This window comes from Morganella morganii (assembly GCF_041099235.1).
GTDB lineage: Bacteria > Pseudomonadota > Gammaproteobacteria > Enterobacterales > Enterobacteriaceae > Morganella > Morganella morganii_E.
In genome coordinates this window covers 370,032-387,397 of record NZ_JBFZSO010000002.1, presented here as the reverse complement: position 1 = coordinate 387,397, position 17,366 = coordinate 370,032, and the positions used below count along the sequence as shown (strand labels likewise).

Annotated in this window: 12 protein-coding genes; 5 read left to right on the top strand and 7 right to left on the bottom strand. The window is 53.5% G+C overall.

What is annotated here, in order from left to right; genetic code table 11:
* Window positions 1-507: 507 nt before the first annotated feature.
* Window positions 508-4,965, top strand: coding sequence for a glutamate synthase large subunit (gltB, locus tag AB7038_RS05170; protein WP_369452872.1), 4,458 nt, complete (start codon window positions 508-510; stop codon window positions 4,963-4,965).
* Between the two features lie 11 nt (window positions 4,966-4,976).
* Window positions 4,977-6,395 (top strand): FAD-dependent oxidoreductase, encoded by a 1,419-nt coding sequence (locus AB7038_RS05165; protein ID WP_368889417.1) that lies wholly within the window; start codon window positions 4,977-4,979, stop codon window positions 6,393-6,395.
* 77 nt (window positions 6,396-6,472) lie between these two features.
* Here AB7038_RS05165 and sspB read toward each other — a convergent pair whose 3' ends face one another.
* The 5 genes from sspB to zapE all read right to left on the bottom strand — a co-directional run bounded on the left by sspB (window position 6,473) and on the right by zapE (window position 10,173).
* A complete protein-coding gene (gene sspB / locus AB7038_RS05160) occupies window positions 6,473-6,961 on the bottom strand; it encodes a ClpXP protease specificity-enhancing factor (protein ID WP_072869320.1) in 489 nt (162 codons plus the stop codon).
* Between the two features lie 6 nt (window positions 6,962-6,967).
* On the bottom strand, window positions 6,968-7,618 hold the full coding sequence (gene sspA, locus AB7038_RS05155; protein ID WP_004236347.1) for a stringent starvation protein SspA: 651 nt from the start codon (window positions 7,616-7,618) through the stop codon (window positions 6,968-6,970).
* A 346-nt stretch (window positions 7,619-7,964) separates the two neighbouring features.
* On the bottom strand, window positions 7,965-8,357 hold the full coding sequence (rpsI, locus tag AB7038_RS05150; protein WP_015422974.1) for a 30S ribosomal protein S9: 393 nt from the start codon (window positions 8,355-8,357) through the stop codon (window positions 7,965-7,967).
* Window positions 8,358-8,372: 15 nt separating this feature from the next.
* Window positions 8,373-8,801 (bottom strand): 50S ribosomal protein L13, encoded by a 429-nt coding sequence (rplM, locus tag AB7038_RS05145; protein ID WP_004236344.1) that lies wholly within the window; start codon window positions 8,799-8,801, stop codon window positions 8,373-8,375.
* A 241-nt stretch (window positions 8,802-9,042) separates the two neighbouring features.
* A complete protein-coding gene (gene zapE, locus AB7038_RS05140) occupies window positions 9,043-10,173 on the bottom strand; it encodes a cell division protein ZapE (protein WP_368889418.1) in 1,131 nt (376 codons plus the stop codon).
* Between the two features lie 184 nt (window positions 10,174-10,357).
* Between zapE and zapG the strand changes: the two genes are divergently transcribed.
* Window positions 10,358-10,762 carry a Z-ring associated protein ZapG gene (gene zapG / locus AB7038_RS05135; protein ID WP_004236342.1) on the top strand — a complete coding sequence of 135 codons (405 nt, stop codon included), beginning with the start codon at window positions 10,358-10,360 and terminating at the stop codon, window positions 10,760-10,762.
* A gap of 234 nt (window positions 10,763-10,996) precedes the next feature.
* Window positions 10,997-12,391 (top strand): serine endoprotease DegQ, encoded by a 1,395-nt coding sequence (gene degQ / locus AB7038_RS05130; protein ID WP_369452871.1) that lies wholly within the window; start codon window positions 10,997-10,999, stop codon window positions 12,389-12,391.
* 57 nt (window positions 12,392-12,448) lie between these two features.
* On the opposite strand, the gene cysI is transcribed toward degQ, so the two are convergent.
* Window positions 12,449-14,176: an assimilatory sulfite reductase (NADPH) hemoprotein subunit gene (gene cysI, locus AB7038_RS05125; RefSeq protein WP_369452870.1), complete on the bottom strand. Its 1,728-nt coding sequence runs from the start codon at window positions 14,174-14,176 to the stop codon at window positions 12,449-12,451.
* Window positions 14,176-15,972: an NADPH-dependent assimilatory sulfite reductase flavoprotein subunit gene (gene cysJ / locus AB7038_RS05120; RefSeq protein WP_369452869.1), complete on the bottom strand. Its 1,797-nt coding sequence runs from the start codon at window positions 15,970-15,972 to the stop codon at window positions 14,176-14,178. Before cysJ ends, cysI begins: the two co-directional genes overlap by 1 nt.
* A 354-nt stretch (window positions 15,973-16,326) precedes the next feature.
* Between cysJ and AB7038_RS05115 the strand changes: the two genes are divergently transcribed.
* Window positions 16,327-17,364 (top strand): taurine ABC transporter substrate-binding protein, encoded by a 1,038-nt coding sequence (locus AB7038_RS05115; RefSeq protein ID WP_369452868.1) that lies wholly within the window; start codon window positions 16,327-16,329, stop codon window positions 17,362-17,364.
* Window positions 17,365-17,366: the final 2 nt, after the last annotated feature.

Below are 17,366 nucleotides of genomic sequence, written 5' to 3'. Positions count from 1 at the left end.
TCAGCCGGCGTTATACGCATTTTCAGCCGGATAATATGGCCGGATTATCCCCCGGTACTGTTTTTTTATCTGAATAAAATTAAAAACACGACATTTATCTGCAAATTAGCAGAAACAGAGCAGATAAAATCAGGTTATAAATAAAAATGCCCATGCTGCGCGGTAATAACCCGCAAAAAACAGTGATGTACATCACACAAAAAATCGGCACTCCGGTTGCGGAAACAGCGGATTAAAATCCTGAAAATAGTTTTTTTTCATTAAATTATCGTAAAAACCATGCCCGCATACTGTCAGTTACCTGATATTTGACCGTCACAGTATTTCCCGGTAAGTTGAAAAATGACGTTCCGGATCACCTGTGGTCAGCACCGATATAATAATTATATACACAACATCACAATACCCTTTGCTGAGATATCTGTCGTCAGCAGGGCTGACTGAGGCCCGGAAACAGCTTCGCCGCAGGAATGCGGCCTAATGTGAGACATGCAAAAGGGGCCACTTATGCTTTATAACCCGTCACAGGATAAGGACAACTGCGGTTTCGGCCTGATTGCCCACCTCGAAGGACAACCCAGCCATAAAGTCGTGCGTACCGCCATCAGCGGGCTGGCGCGGATGCAGCATCGCGGTGCCATCCTTGCCGACGGCAAAACCGGGGACGGCTGCGGTTTGTTATTACAAAAACCCGATCGTTTCTTTCAGATGATTGCTGCGGAGAATGAATGGCGGCTGGCGCGTAATTATGCAGTCGGGATGCTGTTTCTCAGTCAGGATCCTGTCGTTGCACAAGCCTGCCGCGATATTATCGAAGAAGAGCTGGCGGACGAAACGCTGTTTATCGCCGGCTGGCGTAAAGTGCCGGTCAGACCGGAGATCCTCGGTGAAATAGCCCTCGCCGGTATGCCGCAGATTGAGCAGGTTTTTATCAATGCTCCCGCAGGCTGGCGGGCACGGGATCTGGAGCGCCGCCTGTTTATGGCGCGCCGCCGGATTGAAAAGCGCATCAGCGACCCGGATTTTTATGTCTGCAGCCTGTCCAATCTGGTGACGATTTATAAAGGCCTGTGCATGGCCGCCGATCTGCCGCGTTTTTATCCGGATCTGGCCGATTTAAGAATGGAATCTGCTATTTGTCTGTTTCATCAGCGCTTTTCAACCAATACCGTTCCGCGCTGGCCGCTGGCACAGCCCTTCCGCTATCTCGCTCATAACGGCGAAATCAACACTATCACCGGTAACCGCGAATGGGCACGTGCCCGCGCTTATAAATTCCGTACGCCGCTGATCCCGGATCTCATCACCGCCGCCCCGTTTGTTAATGAAACCGGTTCGGATTCCAGCTCACTGGATAATATGCTCGAACTGTTTCTCAACGGCGGGATGGATCTGGTTCGCGCCATGCGGTTGCTGGTGCCGCCTGCCTGGCAGAATCATCCGGATATGGATGATGATCTGCGCGCCTTTTTTGATTTTAACTCCATGCATATGGAGCCGTGGGACGGCCCGGCCGGGATTGTTATCTCTGACGGACGCTATGCCGCCTGTAACCTTGACCGCAACGGGCTGCGCCCTGCCCGCTATGTCATTACCACAGATAAACTGATCACCTGTGCCTCTGAGATCGGTATCTGGGATTATCAGCCGGATGAAGTCACGGAAAAAGGCCGTGTCGGGCCGGGCGAACTGCTGGTGATTGATACACAGGAAGGCCGGATTCTGCATACCCGCGAGACCGATAACGATCTCAAAACCCGTCATCCGTACAAGGCGTGGCTGGAGAAAAATGTTGTGCGGCTCACGCCGTATCAGGATCTGATGAATAAAACGCCGCCGCAGCGCACCCTCGATGATGCACAACTGACGGTCTATCAGAAGCAGTTCGGGTACACCCTGGAAGAGCTGGAACAAGTGCTGCGGGTGCTGGGGGAAAACGGCCAGGAAGCGGTCGGCTCGATGGGGGATGATACCCCGTTCGCGGTACTCTCTGCCCGCCCGCGCCTGATTTATGACTATTTCCGCCAGCAGTTTGCCCAGGTGACCAACCCGCCAGTCGATCCGCTGCGGGAAGCCCATGTTATGTCGCTGGCCACCAGTATCGGCCGGGAGATGAATGTCTTCTGCGAAGCGGAAGGCCAGGCACACCGGCTGAGTATGGCCTCGCCGGTGCTGATGCACACGGATTTTGAACAATTGCTGAGCCGTGATCCGGATTATTACCGTGCAGAACATCTGTCACTCTGCTTTGATCCGCGGGAAACCACACTGGAACAGGCGGTCCGCACCCTGTGCGACAATGCGGAAGCCGCTGTCCGCGCCGGTGCCGTACTGGTGGTGCTGAGTGACCGGCAGATTTCCCCGGACACCCTGCCGATCCCGGCACCGATGGCTGTCGGCGCGGTACAGCAACGCCTGGTCAGCCAGAGCCTGCGCTGTGATGCCAACATTATCGCCGAAACCGCCGGTGCCCGTGACCCGCACCATTTTGCCGTACTGCTCGGGTTCGGTGCTACCGCCATCTATCCTTATCTCGCCTGTGAATCCCTGCTGAAATTGTGCAGCGATAACGTCCTCACGCACTCGCCGGCGCAGGTGTTACTCAACTACCGCAACGGCATCAACAAGGGACTGTATAAAATCATGTCCAAAATGGGGATCTCTGCTGTCTCCTCATACCGCTGCGCCAAACTGTTTGAAGCTGTCGGCCTGAGTGATTCTGTGGCGGAGCTTTGTTTCCGGGGCGTACCGAACCGGATCGGCGGTGCGGATTTCAGTGATTTCCAGCAGGATCTGCATAACCTGTCCCGCCTCGCCTGGCTGCCGCGCAAACCGCTCGATGCGGGCGGCCTGCTGAAATACATTCATAACAGTGAATATCACGCCTATAACCCGGATGTGATCGCCACATTGCAAAAAGCAGTTCACAGCGGCAATTATACGGATTATCAGCACTATGCTGCGCTGGTAAACGACCGTCCGGCGGCTATGCTGCGCGATTTGCTGGCGCTGCGCACCGGCACACAACCTATCAGTATTGATGAAACTGAATCGGCAGAATCCCTGTTTTCCCGCTTTGATACCGCAGCCATGTCTATCGGCGCCCTCAGCCCGGAAGCCCATGAAGCACTGGCTGTCGCCATGAACCAGCTCGGCGGCAGTTCCAATTCCGGCGAAGGCGGTGAAGACCCGGCGCGCTTTGGTACGGAAAAAAACTCTAAAATCAAGCAGGTAGCCTCCGGTCGCTTTGGTGTTACCCCCGGGTATCTGCGCAGTGCGCGGGTTATCCAGATCAAAGTGGCACAGGGCGCGAAACCCGGTGAAGGCGGCCAGTTACCGGGAGATAAAGTCACGCCGTATATCGCCTCTCTGCGCTATTCAGTGCCCGGCGTTACCCTGATTTCCCCGCCGCCGCACCATGATATTTACTCGATCGAAGATCTGGCACAGCTGATTTTCGATCTCAAACAGGTCAATCCGGAAGCACTGATTTCCGTCAAACTGGTCTCAGAGCCGGGTGTCGGCACCATTGCCACCGGCGTGGCCAAAGCCTATGCCGATTTCATCACCATTTCGGGGTATGACGGCGGCACCGGTGCCAGCCCGCTCACCTCTGTCAAATACGCGGGTACGCCGTGGGAACTGGGGCTGGCGGAAGCCCAGCAGGCACTGGTGAGCAACGGTCTGCGTCATAAAATCCGTTTACAGACGGACGGCGGACTGAAAACCGGGCTGGATATCATCAAAGCTGCCATTCTCGGCGCGGAAAGCTTCGGTTTCGGTACCGGCCCGATGGTCGCGCTCGGCTGCAAATATCTGCGCATCTGCCACCTGAATAACTGCGCCACCGGCGTGGCAACCCAGGACGAAACGCTGCGCCGCGATCACTATCACGGCCTGCCGGAGCGGGTGATGAATTATTTCCGCTTTATTGCGCAGGAAACCCGCGAGCTGATGGCGCAACTGGGTGTGAGAAAACTGACCGATCTTATCGGTCGCACAGATTTGCTGGTCAGAATTGAAGGCGCCACCGCCCGCCAGCAGAAACTGGATCTGTCTGATTTGCTGGTCTCCCCGGTACCGCATGAAGGTGCCGCTCTGTTCTGTTCACAAACCAATCCGCCGTTTGATAAGGGGGAACTGAACCGCCGCATCCTGGAAGATACCCGTACCTGCGTGCAGACACAGCAATCCCGCGCCTTTTATTACGATATCCGTAATACTGACCGCTCGGTAGGGGCTGCGCTCTCCGGGTTTGTGGCGGAACTGTACGGCAACAGCGGGATCGCTGCCTCACCGCTGAAACTGTATTTTACCGGTACTGCCGGGCAGAGTTTCGGGGTCTGGAATGCCGCCGGGATTGAACTGACACTCACAGGCGATGCCAACGACTATGTCGGTAAAGGGATGGCCGGCGGGCAGATTGTCCTGCATCCGCATCCGGGTTCGGCCTTTGCCGCTCACGATACCACGATTGCCGGGAATACCTGTCTGTATGGTGCCACCGGCGGCAAACTGTATGCCGCAGGCCGTGCCGGAGAGCGCTTTGCTGTCCGTAACTCCGGTGCACTCGCAGTGGTCGAGGGTGTCGGTGATAACGGCTGTGAATATATGACCGGCGGGATTGTCTGTGTGCTCGGCAAAACCGGAATTAACTTCGCGGCCGGGATGACCGGCGGATTCGCATATCTCTATGATGAAGACGGCACCGCCGCCGGGCGTGTTAATCCGGAAATGGCGGAAACCCGCGATATCAGCGGTCTGCCGGTTCTGCAGGAACATCTGCGCGGCATGCTGGAAGACCACCGCCGCCTGACCGGCTCAGCCAGAGCAGACGCACTTCTCAGAGAATGGACAGAACAGGCCGGGCGGTTTATCCTCGTCAAGCCGAAATCTGCGGATATTCATGCACTTGCCGGGGTAACCCGCCACGCAGACACTGAATTACGGATCCGGGCACAGTAAGGGGAATCAAGATGAGCCGCAATGTTTATCAGTTTATTGAATTACAGCGTACGGATCCGCAAAAGCTGCCGCTGGCACTCCGTAAAACCGAATTTATCGAGATTTATGAGCCGTTTTCGCCGCCGCAGGTGAAAGAGCAGGCGACCCGCTGCCTCAGCTGCGGTAATCCGTACTGTGAATGGAAATGCCCGGTACATAACTATATCCCCAACTGGCTGCGGCTGGCGGAGGAAGGCCGGATTATCGAGGCCGCAGAGCTGTCACACCAGACCAACAGCCTGCCGGAAGTGTGCGGCCGGGTGTGTCCGCAGGACCGGTTGTGCGAGGGTGCCTGCACCCTGCATGACGAATTCGGCGCGGTCACTATCGGCAATATTGAACGTTACATCACCGATAAAGCCTTTGAGATGGGCTGGAAACCGGATCTCTCCGCTGTCCGTCCGACCGGAAAAAAGGTCGCGGTGATTGGTGCCGGTCCTGCCGGTCTGGCCTGTGCCGATGTTCTGATCCGTAACGGCGTAACCCCGGTGGTGTTTGATAAACATCCGGAAATCGGCGGGCTTCTCACCTTTGGTATTCCGTCGTTCAAGCTGGAAAAATCCATTATGCAGCGCCGCCGTGAGCTGTTCACTGAGATGGGTGTGGAATTTCAGCTGAATACCGAGATCGGAAAAGACGTCACGCTCAATGAGTTACAGCAGAACTATGATGCCGTCTTTATTGGTGCGGGCACTTATCAGCCGATGAGCGGCGGGCTCAAAAATGAAGATGCCGCCGGGGTATACAGCGCCCTGCCGTATCTGATCGGCAATACCCGTCAGGTGATGGGACTGCCGGATGATGATTCTGCTCCGTTTATTGACCTGAAAAATAAACGCGTCGTGGTGCTCGGCGGCGGAGATACGGCAATGGACTGTCTGCGGACCGCCATCCGCCAGGGGGCTTCGGAAGTGACCTGCGTATACCGCCGTGACGAGGAGAATATGCCGGGCTCGCGCCGTGAGGTGAAAAATGCCAAAGAAGAAGGGGTTAATTTCCGTTTTAATTGTCAGCCATCCGCCATTGAAACCGATGCAACGGGTAACGCCTGTGGTGTCAGTGTATTAACCACCCGGTTAGGTGATGCGGACAGCAGCGGCCGCCGTCAGATTGAAACGGATGATAATTCCGCCTTTGTTATTGATGCCGATGCGGTCATTATCGCGTTCGGTTTCCGGCCGCACGCGATGCCGTGGCTGGATGCTCTCAGTGTCACGCGGGATCAGCAGGGCCGGATCAGCGCCCCGGCACAGGCAACCTACCCGTTTGAAACCTCTGTCAGCGGCATTTTCGCCGGCGGGGATGTGGTACGCGGCTCGGATCTGGTGGTTACCGCCATTGCCGAAGGCCGCCGGGCAGCAGAAAGCATTCTCGATTACCTGCATGTATAAACATGGGTGATCACCTGAACACACTGCCTTAAATGCAAAAAAGACCGCTTTCGCGGTCTTTTTTATTTATCGGTCTGTTACTTCACGACACGTAAGTTCGGACGGCCACGCGGTGGTTTCGGCGGCTCCGGGTCATCCCCGTCAGTACTCTCTTCCGCCGGTTTTGCCGGTTCGTCGTGGATCAGGGTAATGTTATCCGCTGCCGGAGTCAGAATGTCTTCCTCTTCCGCTGCCTCATAAGCCACTTCCGGCTCAAACATCATCCCGGCACCGTTTTCACGGGCGTAGACCGCAATAATGGCGGCCATCGGCACATCCACCTGACGCGGAACGCCGCCGAAACGGGCATTAAAACCGACCCACTCGTTGGTCATTTCCAGATTACCCACAGCGCGCGGTGCAATATTCAGGACAATCTGACCATCCTGAGCATACTCCATCGGCACATTGACACCGGGGGTGTTCACATCCACCACCAGATGGGGTGTCAGTTCGTTATCCAGTAACCACTCATAGTGCGCCCGCAACAGATAAGGGCGGCGCGGTGTTAATTCCTGAATATCCATCAGCGGTTAACCCCGGGACTGTAAACGCATCTCACGCTCAGCTTCCGTCAGGGAAGCCAGGAAAGAGTCACGCTCAAACACGCGCTGCATGTAGAACTGCAGATGTTTGGTATCAGAAGACGGACGTGCGGACAGGTCGATACCCAGTACCGGCAGACGCCATAACAGCGGGGACAGATAGCAGTCCACCAGGCTGAATTCTTCATTCATGAAATACGCGTATTCTTTAAATACCGGTGAAACTGCAACCAGCTCTTCCGTTAACTGTTTGCGGGCCTGGTTCGCTTCCTGGGCAGAGCCCTTTTCAATTTTATTCATCAGCGAGTACCAGTCCTGCTCGATGCGGTGCATCATCACACGGCTCTGCGCACGCATCACCGGGTAAACAGGCATCAGCGGCGGATGCGGGAAACGCTCATCAAGGTATTCCATGATAATACGTGAATCATATAAGGTCAGCTCGCGATCCACGAGTGTCGGTACCGTCTGGTATGGGTTCAGATCGATCAGGTCTTGTGGCAGATTGCCTGCTTCGACATGCTCAATTTCAAAACTTACCCCTTTTTCCGCCAGTACAATCCGTACCTGGTGGCTGAAAATATCGGTCGGGCCGGAGAACAGAGTCATTACCGAACGTTTGTTGGCAGCGACAGCCATGAAAACCTCCAAGTTTATCAAAATAAAGGAATGAACAGCGCACTACGCCATTCCTACCTGTAATCTCTCACTGAATCCGGGAAAGAAAACCACAGCGAGCCAATCCGGGCGCGCGGCAGTGTGTTCAGGGGCGAGAAAATGTTTGTGCCAGTTTACCAGATTTTGCCCAACTTAGGGTGACTCCGGGCAAAAAATCATTCAAAAACACTAAAAATGGGGGTTAACGGCGACAGATTCATGAAATAAACATGAAATTACAGGTTATGGCGGGATAATTTGCGGCAGTTATACGGTTATAAAAAAACCCGCCGGTGGCGGGTTTTTTGTATTCCAACGAAACCAGTGATTAACGTTTGGAGAACTGTGGACGGCGACGTGCTTTGCGCAGACCCACTTTTTTACGTTCAACTTCACGTGCATCACGCGTTACGAAGCCGGCTTTACGCAGCTCAGAACGCAGAGATTCGTCGTACGCCATCAGAGCACGGGTGATACCGTGACGGATTGCGCCTGCCTGACCAGAGATACCACCACCTTTAACAGTGATGTACAGGTCCAGTTTTTCTAACATTTCAACCAGTTCCAGCGGCTGGCGAACTACCATGCGTGCTGTTTCGCGGCCGAAATAGTTTTCGAGGCTGCGTTGGTTGATGACGATGTTACCACTACCCGGCTTAATAAAGACACGAGCGGATGAACTTTTGCGGCGACCAGTGCCGTAGTATTGATTTTCAGCCATTGCCTATAATCCCGATTAAATGTCCAGAACTTGCGGTTGCTGTGCCGCGTGATTGTGCTCGTTACCTGCGTAAACTTTCAGTTTACGGTACATTGCACGACCCAGAGGGCCTTTCGGCAACATGCCTTTCACAGCGATTTCAATAACGCGCTCAGGATGGCGTGCGATCATCTCTTCGAAGGTCGCTTGCTTAATACCACCAACGTAGCCAGTGTGGCGATAGTACACTTTGTCTGTACGCTTGTTGCCGGTTACAGCAACTTTTTCTGCGTTCAGAACGATGATGTAATCACCGGTGTCAACGTGAGGAGTATATTCCGCTTTGTGCTTACCGCGCAGGCGGCGGGCTAATTCAGTTGCAAGACGGCCTAAAGTTTTGCCGGTTGCATCAACAACGAACCAGTCGCGTTGTACGCTTTCTGGTTTAGCTGTAAAAGTTTTCATTAAAGCTTACCCAATAAATAAGTTACATGTTGGTGAACCAATGTTCAGAAACTGAGGCTCACACGACGCTTGTCCAGTAAACCTACCCCTTCGAGCAGAATCATCTGGCGCTAGTTGCAGTCTTCTTTGGGAAATAAAGAAAACCGCTGTAACGTGGGGTCGCAAGATTATAGAGAAGTCCCTGCAAAAAATCGACCCCAAATTAAAAAAAATTCCCCGAAACCCTTTTCAGGGGCGCGCATTATACCAGATGCGGCAGTTTCAGGTACTCCTCACTTTGCATTTCCTGCAGCCGGGAGAGGCATCTGGCGAACTCAAAGGACAATAACTGCCCATGATAGAGAGAATCCATCCCGCTCTGCGCCTGAATAATCAATTTTACTTTCCGCTCATAAAACTCATCCACCAGCGCCAGAAAACGCCGTGCCGCATTCTCATTTTCCGTGGTCAGCACCGGAACCTCATACAAAAGCACGGTGTGATAGATTTTCGACAGTGCAATATAGTCGAGCTGGCTGCGCGCATCCTCACACAGTGTCCGGAAGGTCACCGCCAGCACACCGTCCGTTTCCCGCACCACCGGCAGCTGACGGTGATTGATAGTCAGCGCCGCCTGTCCGGCTTTTTGTCCGCCGGTCAGCCGGGAAAACATGCTGTCCATTGCCGCTGACGTTTCCGCATCCGCAGGCGTCAGCCACAGATGAGCCTGTGTCAGCGTGCGCAGACGGTAATCAATCCCCGCATCCACATTCAGCACATCGCAGTATTTTTTAATCTGTTCAATGGCCGGCAAAAACCGGGCGCGCTGCAACCCGTTACGGTACAAGTCATCCGGCGGGATATTGGAGGTCGCCACCAGCGCGATGCCGCGCTGAAACAGGGCTTCCAGCAGAGTTCCCAGGATCATGGCATCCGTGATATCGGAGACAAAAAATTCATCGAAACAGAGAACATCCGTTTCCTGTGCAAAGCCGTCGGCAATGCTCTCCAGCGGATTTTCATGTCCCTGAAGCACCGTCAGCTCCTCATGCACCCGCAGCATAAAGCGGTGGAAATGCAGCCGCAGCTTGCGCGGCCCGGGCAGGCTGTCATAAAACAGATCCATCAGCCAGGTCTTGCCGCGCCCGACCCCGCCCCACATATAAATACCCTGTACCGGCGGACAGCTCACCGGTACGGGGGCTTTTTTCAGCCAGCGGCTCAGGGTGCCGCGCAGCCCTTTTTCCGGCTCCGGGGGGGAACATGGTGTGCGCATCAGGAGCGCCTGATGCATCTCTGTCAGCCGGTCAACGGTACGCCGCTGCACGTCGTCCGGCGCAAATCCGCTGCCGTTCAGTGCCTGCTGATACAACTCACGCGGTGTTGTGCTCATAAACGGTAATCCCTTAATATTATCAGAGGTTTTTATTGAGATTTTTATGATGTAGCGGCGGGTATTATACCCGGAAATCCGGGATAATGCCGGAAAGCCTTACCTTCACTATTCCCCCCGGACAGCAAATCCGGTTATAGTGACAACAGATTCTAACGCGCATGATGCACTTAAAGGAGTAGCCATGATTTGGGTATATGCACTCATCGGATTAGCAGTTGGTTTAATCATTGGTGCGCTGGCCGTTCGTCTGGGCAGTTCTAAGTTCAGAGAGCAGGAAGCCATGAAACGGGACCTGGAAAAAAACAAGGCCGAACTGGAAGAGTACCGCAAAGAGCTGGTCAGCCACTTTGCCCGCAGTGCAGAACTGCTGGATAATATGGCGAAAGATTACCGCCAGTTATATCAGCACATGGCGAAAAGTTCATCAGAACTGATGCCGGAACTGTCCGCACAGGATAATCCGTTCAGCTACCGCCTGACGGAAGCTGAGGCCGATAATGACCAGGCACCGGTAAAAATGCCGCCGCGTGATTATTCAGATGGCTCATCCGGCCTGTTCCGTCCCGTCGAAAACAAAGAAAGCTAATCATTAAAACCGCAGGCGACTGCGGTTTTTTTCCGCCTGAATTCAGCCGCTTAATACTGTCCTTCAAACCATTCCCCGCACTAATCTTCAGTTCACGTAAAGCCTTGTAAAGGTTGTTTTATTTCCGTTGAATGCGGAACTTTTACACACACATAGAGTCATAGGAGTATCTGCGTATGCTGCGGCTTCTCATGCCTGCAGATTCAGCTTATTAATTGATGAGACACAAAACGAATGATGAATAAAAAGAAAAAAAACCTGCTCAGTGCTGTTGCCATCAGCCTCGGGTTATCCCTCGCGGCGCTGCCTGCGGTATCAAATGCGGCCTTACCGGCCAAAATGGCCTCCGGCGAATCTCTGCCGAGCCTGGCACCGATGCTGGAAAAAGTACTGCCTGCTGTGGTCAGCGTGGAAGTTTCCGGGACAGCGGTTGCCCGTCAGCAGGTGCCGGAAGAGTTTAAATTCTTCTTCGGTCCGAATATGCCGTCACAGCAGGAAAGTGTCCGCCCGTTCCAGGGACAGGGTTCCGGTGTCATTATTGATGCACAGAAAGGCTATATTCTGACCAACAACCACGTTATTCAGAATGCAGATAAAATTCAGATCCAGCTCAATGACGGCCGCAAATATGACGCGACCTTAATCGGCCGTGATCCGCAGACCGACATTGCGCTGTTACAGGTGAAAAATGCCCCGAATCTGACCGCCATCACCCTGGCGGATTCCGATAAACTGCGCGTCGGTGATTTCACTGTGGCTGTCGGTAACCCGTTTGGTCTGGGTCAGACCGCAACCTCCGGGATTATCTCAGCATTAGGCCGCAGCGGCCTGAATGTGGAAGGGCTGGAAAACTTTATCCAGACCGATGCCTCCATCAACCGGGGTAACTCCGGCGGTGCGCTGGTGAATCTCAACGGTGAACTGATCGGTATCAACACCGCGATTCTGGCACCGGGCGGCGGTAATATCGGGATCGGCTTTGCTATCCCGAGTAACATGGCCAAAGAGCTGACCTCCCAGCTGATTGCCACCGGTGAAGTCAAACGCGGCTCCCTCGGCATCCGCGGTACTGAAATGAACGCGGATATCGCCAAGGCAATGAGTGTGGAAGCTCAGCGCGGGGCGTTTGTCAGTGAAGTGATCCCGAAATCCGCTGCCGCCAAAGCGGGGATTAAATCCGGTGACGTGCTGGTCTCCGTTGACGGCAAACGTGTCAGCAGCTTTGCGGAACTGAGAGCCAAAATCGGCACCACCGCGCCGGGCAAAGAAGTGAAAATCGGTCTGCTGCGCAAAGGCAAACCGCTGGAAGTCAGTGTGATACTGGATGACAGCGAAGGCCAGACCACCAAAGCGGAAAACCTGACCACTCTGCTGCAGGGTGCAACCCTGAGCAACGGCAGCAATAAAGAGGGTAATAAAGGCGTCAATATTGATGCGGTACAGAAGGATTCTCCGGCGGCCATGTCCGGCCTTCAGCCGGGTGACCTGATTATCGGCGTCAACAACCAGAGAGTGATGACCATTGTTGAACTGCGCAAAATTATTGACGGCAAGCCAAGCGTGCTGGCACTGAATATTTTACGCGGCGACGACAATATCTATCTGCTGCTGAATAATGCCGGCCGCTGATACATTTTTGCTGTGAATACTGAAACCGCGCCGCGTAAAACGGCGCGGTTTTTTATTTCAGGCAGCTCCGGCCTCATAAAAATCCACGGCAGAATTCAGAACCGGTTTTACCACCCCGGCGCGGATCAGATAATCGCCGAAATCCTCCCCGTCCGTCCGCTCCTGTGACCAGCGTCCGATAAGCTCATCAAGCACCGATAAAATCACCGCTGAGCTGATATTTTCACGATACATGCGCGGAATACGGGTACCGGTGCGGTTACCACCGAGATGCAGATTATAGCGATCCGGCGCTTTACCGACCAATCCCACCTCTGACAACATGGCCCTTCCGCAGCCGTTCGGGCAGCCGGTGACCCGCAGAACAATCTCTTCATTCCCCACACCGTGTGAAGACATAATCTTCTCAACCTCTGTGACAAATTCCGGCAAAAAACGCTCCGCTTCCGCCATCGCCAGCGGACAGGTCGGGAACGATACACAGGCCATGGAGTTTTCCCGCAGCGGCGTAACATTATCGCTGATAAGACCGTGTGTCCGCGCAAGGGACTCAATGCGGGATTTTTCCGCCTCCGGAATACCGGCAATAATCAGGTTCTGATTGGCGGTTAACCGGAAATCCCCCCGGTGGATTCTGGCGATTTCCGCCACCCCGGTTTTCAGCGGTTTGCCCGGCAAATCAATCAGACGGCCATTTTCAATAAACAGCGTCAGATGCCAGTGGTCGTCAATCCCTTTTAACCAGCCGATCTGGTCACCGCGCAGGGTGAATTCATACGGGCGGATCGGGGCAAACGAGATACCGGCACGCCGTTCGGTTTCCTGTTTAAATGTTTCAACCCCCACCCGCTCCAGCGTGTATTTGGTTTTGGCATTTTTGCGCTCCGTGCGGTTTCCCCAGTCGCGCTGGGTGGTAACAATCGCCTCCGCCACCGCCAGTGTGTCTTTCAGCGGGATAAAGCCGAACTCACTGGCCAGACGGGGAAACGTTGCGGTATCGCCGTGAGTCATTGCCAGGCCGCCCCCCACCAGCACATTAAAACCAATTAATTTGCCGTTTTCCTCTATTGCCACAAAGTTCATATCATTAGCGTGCAGATCGACATCATTCAGCGGCGGGATCACCACCGAGGTTTTGAATTTGCGCGGCAGATAGGTTTTGCCCAGAATCGGTTCCTCATCGGTTGCCGCCACTTTTTCTTTATCCAGCCAGATTTCAGCATAAGCGCGGGTACGGGGCAGCAGATGTTCGGAGATTTTTTTCGCCCATTCATACGCTTCCCGGTGCAGGCCGGACTGAACCGGATTCGAGGTGCACAGCACATTTCGGTTCACATCATTGGCGGTCGCCAGTGAATCCAGCCCCGCCTCATGCAGCATCTGGTGCGCCGGTTTAACATCCCCTTTCAGAATACCGTGGAACTGAAATGTCTGCCGGTTGGTGATCCGGATACTGCCGTACAGCGTCTGCTCTGCGGCAAATTTATCTATTTTCAGCCACTGTTCCGGGGTGATCACCCCTCCCGGCAGTCGGCAGCGCAGCATCATGGCGTGGCGCGGCTCCAGTTTCTGCTCTGTGCGCTCCGCCCGGATATCCCTGTCATCCTGCTGATACATGCCGTGAAAGCGGATCAGCAGGAAGTTATCCCCCTCAAATCCGCCGGTCAGCCCGTTGCTCAGATCTTCTTTGATGGTGCCGCGCAAATAGTTGCTGTCGCGCTTCATTCTTTCGCTGTCGCTCAGCTTGCCTTCCACGATTAAAGGCCCGTTGTATTTATTGCTCATTAATAGACATCCCTCTGATACCGGCGCGCTGTGCGCAGCTCACTTAAAAACTCATCAGCCGATTCATGGTCCCGGTTACCGTACCGGCTGATGATCTCCAGTAATGCGTCTTCGGTGTCACGGGCCATCAGGCCTGCATTACCGCAGACGTAAATATGTGCACCGTCCTCAATCCAGCGCCATACGTCCGCGCCCTGCTCACGCAGTTTGTCCTGAACATAGGTTTTCGCCGGTTTATCCCGCGACCAGGCCAGCGAGATATGGGTCAGCACGCCGTCACGGACATAACGCTGCCATTCGGTCTGATACAGAAAATCCTCGGTGAAATGCTGATTGCCGTAAAAAAGCCAGTTCTTCCCGGAAGCGCCGTCATTTTCCCGCTGCTGCATAAAGGCGCGGAACGGCGCGATACCGGTGCCGGCACCAATCATAATGACCGGCACATCCGGATCGGCGGGCAGACGGAAATTATCATTACGTTCAATAAAGACCCGCACATCCCCGCCCTCCTGTATGTGGTCGGCGAGAAATCCGGAAGCTCCGCCGGTCCGCGCCCGGCCATCCGTGTCATAACGCACCACGCCGACCGTCAGATGGATCTCATCCTCCGCCTCTGCCTGTGATGATGAGATGGAATAGAGCCTCGGGGTCAATGGCCGGAGAATACCGGCAAAAGCCTGTGCTGAAGGCCGGGAAGGTGCCTGACGCAGCATTTCCGCGACAGGCGTGGTTTGTGCGTAATGCAGTGCAGCCGGTTTATCACTGATCAGTGCCGATAACGCGTCATGTTGTGATAACTGCGCGTATTTGCTGGCCGTCACTCCGTTATTCTGTGTGAGTTCCAGATGCCGGATCAGCGCCTCGCGCAATGTGCAGATGTTGCCGGACACGGTGATCTCCGTTGCCGCATCCGCATGCAGCAGGCTGATAATCTCATCCGCCAGTACCGGATCATTCTCAAACCAGACCCCGAGCGAATCACCGGGCTGATAATGCAGACCGGAATCCCCCGCAGAAATTTCAATATGCCGCACATCTTTCAGGGAATTACGGCCGGTAATTTTCTGATTAACGGAGAGAGATGCCGTCAGCGGTGCCTCTTTGCTGTAACGGTTTTCAGTAACAGTGGCCGCCTGAACGGTCGTCTGCTGCGGATTTCCCGCCGCAATGCCCCGCCCTTTCAGCACCTGTGTCAGTGATTCTGTCCACGCCGCTGCCGCTGGCTGATAATCCACATCCGCATCTGTTCTCGGAACAAGTGCGGTTGCGCCGGCTTTTGCCAGCTGAGTATCAAAATCAATACCCGCCTGACAGAATTTTTCGTATGACGAATCTCCCAGCGAGAAAACGGCATACGCAGTTCCGATGAGATCCGGGCGTTTTGATGAATGCAGATATTTATAAAACGCCACCGCTTCTTCCGGTGGCTCACCGTCCCCCTGAGTGGATGTCACAATAATGACAATCTTCTCCCGGGCGAGCTGTTTATATTTATATTCTCCGGCGTTTACCAAATTAACCGCGAATTTTTCACTGAGGAAACGCGTTTTTAATTCTTCACATACACGACGTGCATTACCGGTTTGTGACGCGGAAATAATGGTAATAATGTCACTGTCTGTTGTATTTGATGCCGGGGAAATATCTGTCTGTACAGATGTATTTCCCCGTCCCCACAAATAACCGGATAACCAGGCCAGTTGCTGAGAGGTAAAATCTGCTGTTACTGTCTGCAAAGCCGTAAGCTGCTCCGCAGAAACCGGAAATACCTGCTCCGGCGGTATCTGTGCTGCCATAGTCCTGTTACTCCCGCATTGCTCATTGTGGTTATTATTCCGTTATTTTCCAGGTTATCGCATTACGGCTTATTGAGAATAAGAAAATAAAGCCATAACTCATAACAAAATAATCTGATATATCATGATAATTATTTTCCAACCGTATATCTCCTGATCACATACAGATAAACAATGAATTACGTATAAAAAATCACAAATTCACGTTTCATTTTAATGAAATGAGGATCTCTGACGGGAATATTATTCATGTATAACAAAAAGTAATTTCAATATAAAAAGTAATTCTTTCCCGGAATATATTCTCTGACACTAAATAGATAACTACTCATGACTTCATAACGGAAGAAAATAATGTCGTTATATCAGCCTCAGAAAAGAAATAAACTAAAGGTTATTTTGTCCTTACTGGCGGCGCTGGCGGTGATAAGCGTATTTATTTACAGCCAGAAAGCACCGGCCCCGCAGGCAACCGCTGAAAAACCGGTGGTTATCGCTTATCAGGCGATTATCGATCCCGGCAAAATTGCACAGGCGAATCATGCTTATGAAGCCGCCACCGGTAAACAGATTATCTGGAAAAAATTCGACAGCGGCGCGGATGTGCTGACCGCACTGGCTGCCGGTGAGGCGGATATCGCCAATATGGGCTCCGCACCGTTTACTGTTGCCGTCAGCCGCGGACTGCCGGTGGAGGTTTTTTATATTTCCGGTATTCCGGACACCGCCGAGGCACTGATCATCCGCAATGACCGTAATCCGTCAGGCGGACTGGCCGGTAAGAAAATTGCCGTACCTTTTACCTCTACTGCCCATTACAGCCTGCTTGCGACACTGGAGAACCTGAATATTGATGAAAAATCAGTGCAACTGATTAATCTGCGGCCTGCTGAAATTGCCGCGGCATGGGAGAGAGGTGATATTGATGCAGCCTATGTCTGGGAACCGGCCTTAAGTCAGCTGAAAGCCAACGGGCAGATCCTGATTTCCGGCCGCGATGTTCGGGCATGGGGTAAACCAACCTATGACCTGTGGATAGCGGACAGCACGTTTGCCGCACAGCATCCTGATGTGCTGACGCAGTTTGCCGCCGTTACTGACATTGAGGTTCAGTGGTATCAGCAGAATAAAAATACTATTGCGGACTTTCCTGACATCACGGGCAAAATTGCTCAACTGACCGGTGCCCGTCCGGAAGATGTGGCGGGTGTGATGGCGGGTAGCGATTATCCCGTGCTGAAAGAACAAAAACAGATCCTGACGACCACACTGGCGGATGATATCCGCAATACCGCGCTGTTTTTACAACAGCAGGGCAGTATTGATTCGGTTAAAGATTCCTATGCCGGAAATATCAATACGGAGGCCGTCACCACGGCAGCGGGGAAATAATA

What these genes read in the sequence shown, in the direction of transcription:
- gltB (WP_369452872.1), top strand. Translation starts at nt 508, where the DNA reads ATGCTTTATAACCCGTCACAGGATAAGGACAACTGCGGTTTCGGCCTG.
- AB7038_RS05165 (WP_368889417.1), top strand. Translation starts at nt 4,977, where the DNA reads ATGAGCCGCAATGTTTATCAGTTTATTGAATTACAGCGTACGGATCCG.
- sspB (WP_072869320.1), bottom strand. Translation starts at nt 6,961, where the DNA reads ATGGATATTCAGGAATTAACACCGCGCCGCCCTTATCTGTTGCGGGCG.
- sspA (WP_004236347.1), bottom strand. Translation starts at nt 7,618, where the DNA reads ATGGCTGTCGCTGCCAACAAACGTTCGGTAATGACTCTGTTCTCCGGC.
- rpsI (WP_015422974.1), bottom strand. Translation starts at nt 8,357, where the DNA reads ATGGCTGAAAATCAATACTACGGCACTGGTCGCCGCAAAAGTTCATCC.
- rplM (WP_004236344.1), bottom strand. Translation starts at nt 8,801, where the DNA reads ATGAAAACTTTTACAGCTAAACCAGAAAGCGTACAACGCGACTGGTTC.
- zapE (WP_368889418.1), bottom strand. Translation starts at nt 10,173, where the DNA reads ATGAGCACAACACCGCGTGAGTTGTATCAGCAGGCACTGAACGGCAGC.
- zapG (WP_004236342.1), top strand. Translation starts at nt 10,358, where the DNA reads ATGATTTGGGTATATGCACTCATCGGATTAGCAGTTGGTTTAATCATT.
- degQ (WP_369452871.1), top strand. Translation starts at nt 10,997, where the DNA reads ATGATGAATAAAAAGAAAAAAAACCTGCTCAGTGCTGTTGCCATCAGC.
- cysI (WP_369452870.1), bottom strand. Translation starts at nt 14,176, where the DNA reads ATGAGCAATAAATACAACGGGCCTTTAATCGTGGAAGGCAAGCTGAGC.
- cysJ (WP_369452869.1), bottom strand. Translation starts at nt 15,972, where the DNA reads ATGGCAGCACAGATACCGCCGGAGCAGGTATTTCCGGTTTCTGCGGAG.
- AB7038_RS05115 (WP_369452868.1), top strand. Translation starts at nt 16,327, where the DNA reads ATGTCGTTATATCAGCCTCAGAAAAGAAATAAACTAAAGGTTATTTTG.